This window comes from Micromonospora sp. KC213, assembly GCF_004348325.1.
In the GTDB taxonomy this organism is placed as follows: domain Bacteria; phylum Actinomycetota; class Actinomycetes; order Mycobacteriales; family Micromonosporaceae; genus Micromonospora.
The window spans coordinates 1-3,886 of record NZ_SMKF01000291.1 but is presented as its reverse complement, the minus strand read 5'-3'; the positions used below and the strand labels follow the sequence as shown (position 1 = coordinate 3,886).

At 73.6% G+C, this 3,886-nt stretch carries 4 protein-coding genes and 1 pseudogene; 3 read left to right on the top strand and 2 right to left on the bottom strand.

What is annotated here, in order from left to right; genetic code table 11:
• The 3 genes and pseudogenes from E1166_RS29830 to E1166_RS29820 form a co-directional block, all read left to right on the top strand.
• Positions 1–445, top strand: a pseudogene (locus E1166_RS29830) (hypothetical protein); the annotation flags it as partial.
• Positions 446–516: 71 nt separating this feature from the next.
• Entirely contained in the window at positions 517–1,521 is a 1,005-nt protein-coding gene (locus E1166_RS29825) for a hypothetical protein (RefSeq protein ID WP_132343155.1), read from the top strand.
• Positions 1,522–1,718: 197 nt separating this feature from the next.
• Positions 1,719–2,915, top strand: coding sequence for an MFS transporter (locus E1166_RS29820; protein ID WP_132343154.1), 1,197 nt, complete (start codon positions 1,719–1,721; stop codon positions 2,913–2,915).
• A 15-nt stretch (positions 2,916–2,930) separates the two neighbouring features.
• Here E1166_RS29820 and E1166_RS29815 read toward each other — a convergent pair whose 3' ends face one another.
• On the bottom strand, positions 2,931–3,353 hold the full coding sequence (locus E1166_RS29815) for a YchJ family protein (protein WP_243710595.1): 423 nt from the start codon (positions 3,351–3,353) through the stop codon (positions 2,931–2,933).
• A 92-nt stretch (positions 3,354–3,445) separates the two neighbouring features.
• A partial coding sequence (locus tag E1166_RS29810; protein WP_132343153.1) for a C39 family peptidase occupies positions 3,446–3,886 on the bottom strand: 441 nt, incomplete at its 5' end.

The following is a 3,886-nucleotide window of genomic DNA, read 5'->3' as shown; positions in this document are numbered from 1 at the left end:
GCCCTGGCCCAGCTTCCCGCCACCGCGTCGCCGGCCACCGTGGCGGCGGGTGGTCTCCGCGCTGTCCGCGCTGCTCACCGTGGTGCTGGTCGCCGTCGTTGGTTTCTGGCTGTGGCAGCGGCTCGCCCCGCTGGAGGTCACCGACGTGGCGGTAACCGTGCCACGACCGGCCGGCCAGCAGTGCGACGTGACCGTGGAGGTGATCGCCACCGTGCGCACCAACGGGCGGCCCGGCGTGATCGAGTACCGGTGGCAGCGCTCGGACGACGCACCGGGGGCCCTGCTGACCGAGTGGGTCGGGTGGGGGCAGCGGACCGCCACCCTTACTCTCCAGTGGACCTTCAGCGGCACCGGAACCGCCCGGGAGACCGCCACCGTCATCCTCGTCACCCCTGCGGCCCCGCAGGCCAGCACCGAGGTCAGCTACGCCTGCCACCGCTCCTGACCGGCGTTTCCCCACCGACGGGTCCGGGTAGGTCGAGGCCGACCGGACCGACGGACGTGTGGAGGGCACGCATGACAGACAACTTCGGCGACGCGGTGGGTGACGCCTTCCGCGCCGTGATGCTCTTCCTGCCCAAGGCGCTCGCCTTCCTGGCGATCCTGGTGCTGGGCTGGCTGGCGGCCAGGGCGGTCCTGAAGATCGTGGACCGGGTCCTCGAACGGGTCCACTTCGATCGGGCGGTCGAGCGGGGCGGCATCAAGACCGCCCTGGCCCGCTCCCCGTACGACGCCAGTGACATCGTCGCCAAGCTGGCCTACTACGCGGTCCTGCTGGTGACCCTCCAGCTCGCCTTCGGCATCTGGGGGCCGAATCCGATCTCCGACCTGATCGCCGGGGTCATCGCCTGGCTGCCGCGCGCCTTCGTCGCGATCGTCATCGTGGTGGTCGCCGCGGCCATCGCCCACGCCGTCAAGGACATCATCAGCAGCGCCCTCGGTGGCCTCTCCTACGGCCGGGTGCTCGCCAACATCGCCTCGGTGTTCCTCATCGGCCTGGGTGTCATCGCCGCGCTCAACCAGATCGGCGTCGCCACCGCGGTGACCACTCCGGTGCTGGTCGCCGTGCTCGCCACGGCCGGTGGCATCCTCGTCGTCGGCGTCGGTGGCGGGTTGGTCCGCCCGATGCAGAGCCGCTGGGAGGCATGGCTGAGCCGGGCCGAGCGCGAGTCCCGGCTGATCGCCACGCACGCCCGGGCGTACCAGGCCGGGCGGCGTGACCTGCGCGACCACCTGACCCCGGCCGTCGACCCGGACGCCACCCAGGTCGTGCCCCGGGTCGCCGACGTCGACGCGACGCAGGTGGTGGCCGGCAGCGGGGACGCGGACGCCACCCAGGTCGTGCCCCGGGTCACCGACGTCGACGCGACGCAGGTGGTGACCGGTGTCGGCGGCCCAGACGCGACGCGCGCGGCGAACCCGGTCGTCGCGCCGCGGCAGCGCACGCACGACGAAGCCGGCGCGGACAGCGATGCCACCATGGTCATCCCGCCGGCCGGCGGTGAGGCATCCGGCCGCTGACCGGACAGGCCGCGATCGCGGGGCGGGATCGTCCGGGATCCCGCCCCGCCGCGTGCTTCCCGGGACCCTGCCACCGGTGTCCGGGGTAGCATCCGGACATGACCTGGCGATGGTGATCGGTCCCTGAGGGCCACGGCCGCGGGCCGCCGGGGCGACGCGCACGTGACGCGTCCGACCGGCTCCGTGGAAAGGCCCTCATGACCATCAGGCCCGAGCAGCGGGTCCGCCGAATGGCGGGCACGCTCTACGCGTACGCCTTCTTCAGCGACTTCATCCTGCTCTACCCGCTGTACGCCCTGCTGTTCAGCGACACCGGCCTGTCGGTCGGGCAGATCTCCTCACTGTTCGTCATCTGGTCGGTGACCGGGATCCTGCTGGAGGTGCCTTCCGGGGCGCTGGCGGACGCCGTCTCCCGCCGTCTGCTGGTCGTCCTCGCGCCGCTGTTCGCCGGTGCCGGGTTCGCCCTCTGGTTGCTGGCCCCGTCGTACCCGGCGTTCGCTCTGGGCTTCGTCTGCTGGGGAGTCGGCGGCGCGCTCGGATCCGGTGCCCTCGAGGCGCTGGTCTTCACCGAACTCGACCACCTCGGCGCGGCCGGCCGGTACGCCCGCACCATGGGCCGGGCGAAGACCGCCGGTGTGCTCGGGGTGCTCGCCTCGATCGTCCTGGCTGGCCCGGTGCTCGCCGCCGGCGGTTACCCGGCCGTCGGTGCGGCCAGCGTGCTGGCCACCGTGCTGGCTGCCGCCGTGGCTGCCACGCTGCCCGAACACCGCCGGGCCGGCCCGGCCACGGCGGGGGAGGCGGACGCCGACCTGGGCTGGCTGGGGAGCCTCCGCGCCGGCCTCGCCGAGGCCCGCGCGGACCGGCGGGTACGCGCCGCGCTGCTGCTCGTACCGGCGGTGACCGCCGTCTGGGGCGCCCTGGAGGAGTACACCCCGCTGCTGGCCCGGGACACCGGCGTCGCGGAGCCGACCGTGCCGCTGCTGCTCCTGATCGGCTGGGCCGGGGTGACCCTCGGTGGGCTGCTCGCGGCGCCGGCCGAGCGGCTGAGCACCCGCGGCTACGCGGGGCTGCTGGCGTTCGCTGCGGCGGCGCTCGCCGCCGGGGCCGGACTCCGGCACCCGGCGGGATTCGCGCTGCTCGGCGTCGCGTTCTGCGCGTTCCAGGTGGCCACCGTCCTGGCCGACGCGCGGCTGCAGGCGCGGATCGCCGGTCCGAGCCGGGCCACGGTGACCTCGGTCGCCGGGATGGCCACCGACCTCACCGTCATCGCCGTCTACGGCGGGTACGCCCTGGTCGCCGGGACCACCGACAACGCCGTCGCCTTCATGGTCGCGGCCGTGCCGTACGCCCTGGTGGCGGCCGGGCTGGGTCTGCGCCGTCCGGGCCGGAGGTGACCCGGCGGCGCGCGGTCACTCGGGCAGGGCGTCGAGGTACACCCAGCGGCCCCCGGAGCGTACGAACCGGCTGCGTTCGTCGACCGTGCCGGGCCGTCCGGCCTGCCGGTAGTGGGCGCGGAACTCGACGGTTCCGGTGCTGTCGAAGAGGCCGCCCCGTTCGGTGTCCACGATCTCCAGCCGGGTCCACCGCTGTGCCGGGTCGAGGCGCAGCCGAGCCGGCCGGGTCGAGGGGTGCCAGCTGCGCAGCAGGTAGTCGACGTCGCCGACGGCGAAGGCGCTGTACCGGGAACGCATCAACGCCTCGGCGGTGCCGGCCGTTCCCTGGCCCCGGTGTACCGGGCCGCAACAGTCGGCGTACGGCAGACCGCAGCCGCAGGGGCAGGGGCGGTCCGGGTCGTCGTCGCTCACCCCTCGCCGGGGTCCACGTCTGGCCACGGCCCCATCCTGCCCGTGTCGACCGGCACCCGCGCGGCCGGGTACGCCGAAGGGCCGACCCCGGATGGGGTCGGCCCTGTCGGCCGGTGCGGTCAGGAGGTGGAGTAGCCGCGGGTGGCGATCCAGTCGGCCAGGTTGTCCACGCTGATGTCGTAGGTGGCGGTGTCGGGGTTGGCCGAGTCGGCGATGGTCACGATCTTCCCGCCGTCGCGGTAGCCGGTGACGGCGATGTAGTGCCCGCCTTCGAAGGAGTGCACGCCGCCGTCGTTGTCGGTGGCGGTGCCGGCGATGTTGGCGACGAGGGCGCGGCCGTCGTCGACGGTGCGCACGATGTCGGCGCGCAGGGTGTCGGTCTGCTTGTCGTCGGCCTTCGGCGTGCTGATCTCGACGCTGTGGTAGACGTTCCTGCCGGTTTCCTTGTTCAGGACGGGGGTGATGTCGTTGATGCTGTTGGTGCCGTTCTCGGTGGTGCCCATCCGCTTGGCCATGGCGTCGACGTCGATGTTCTTGCCCTGGACGGAGAGGGCGTTGCG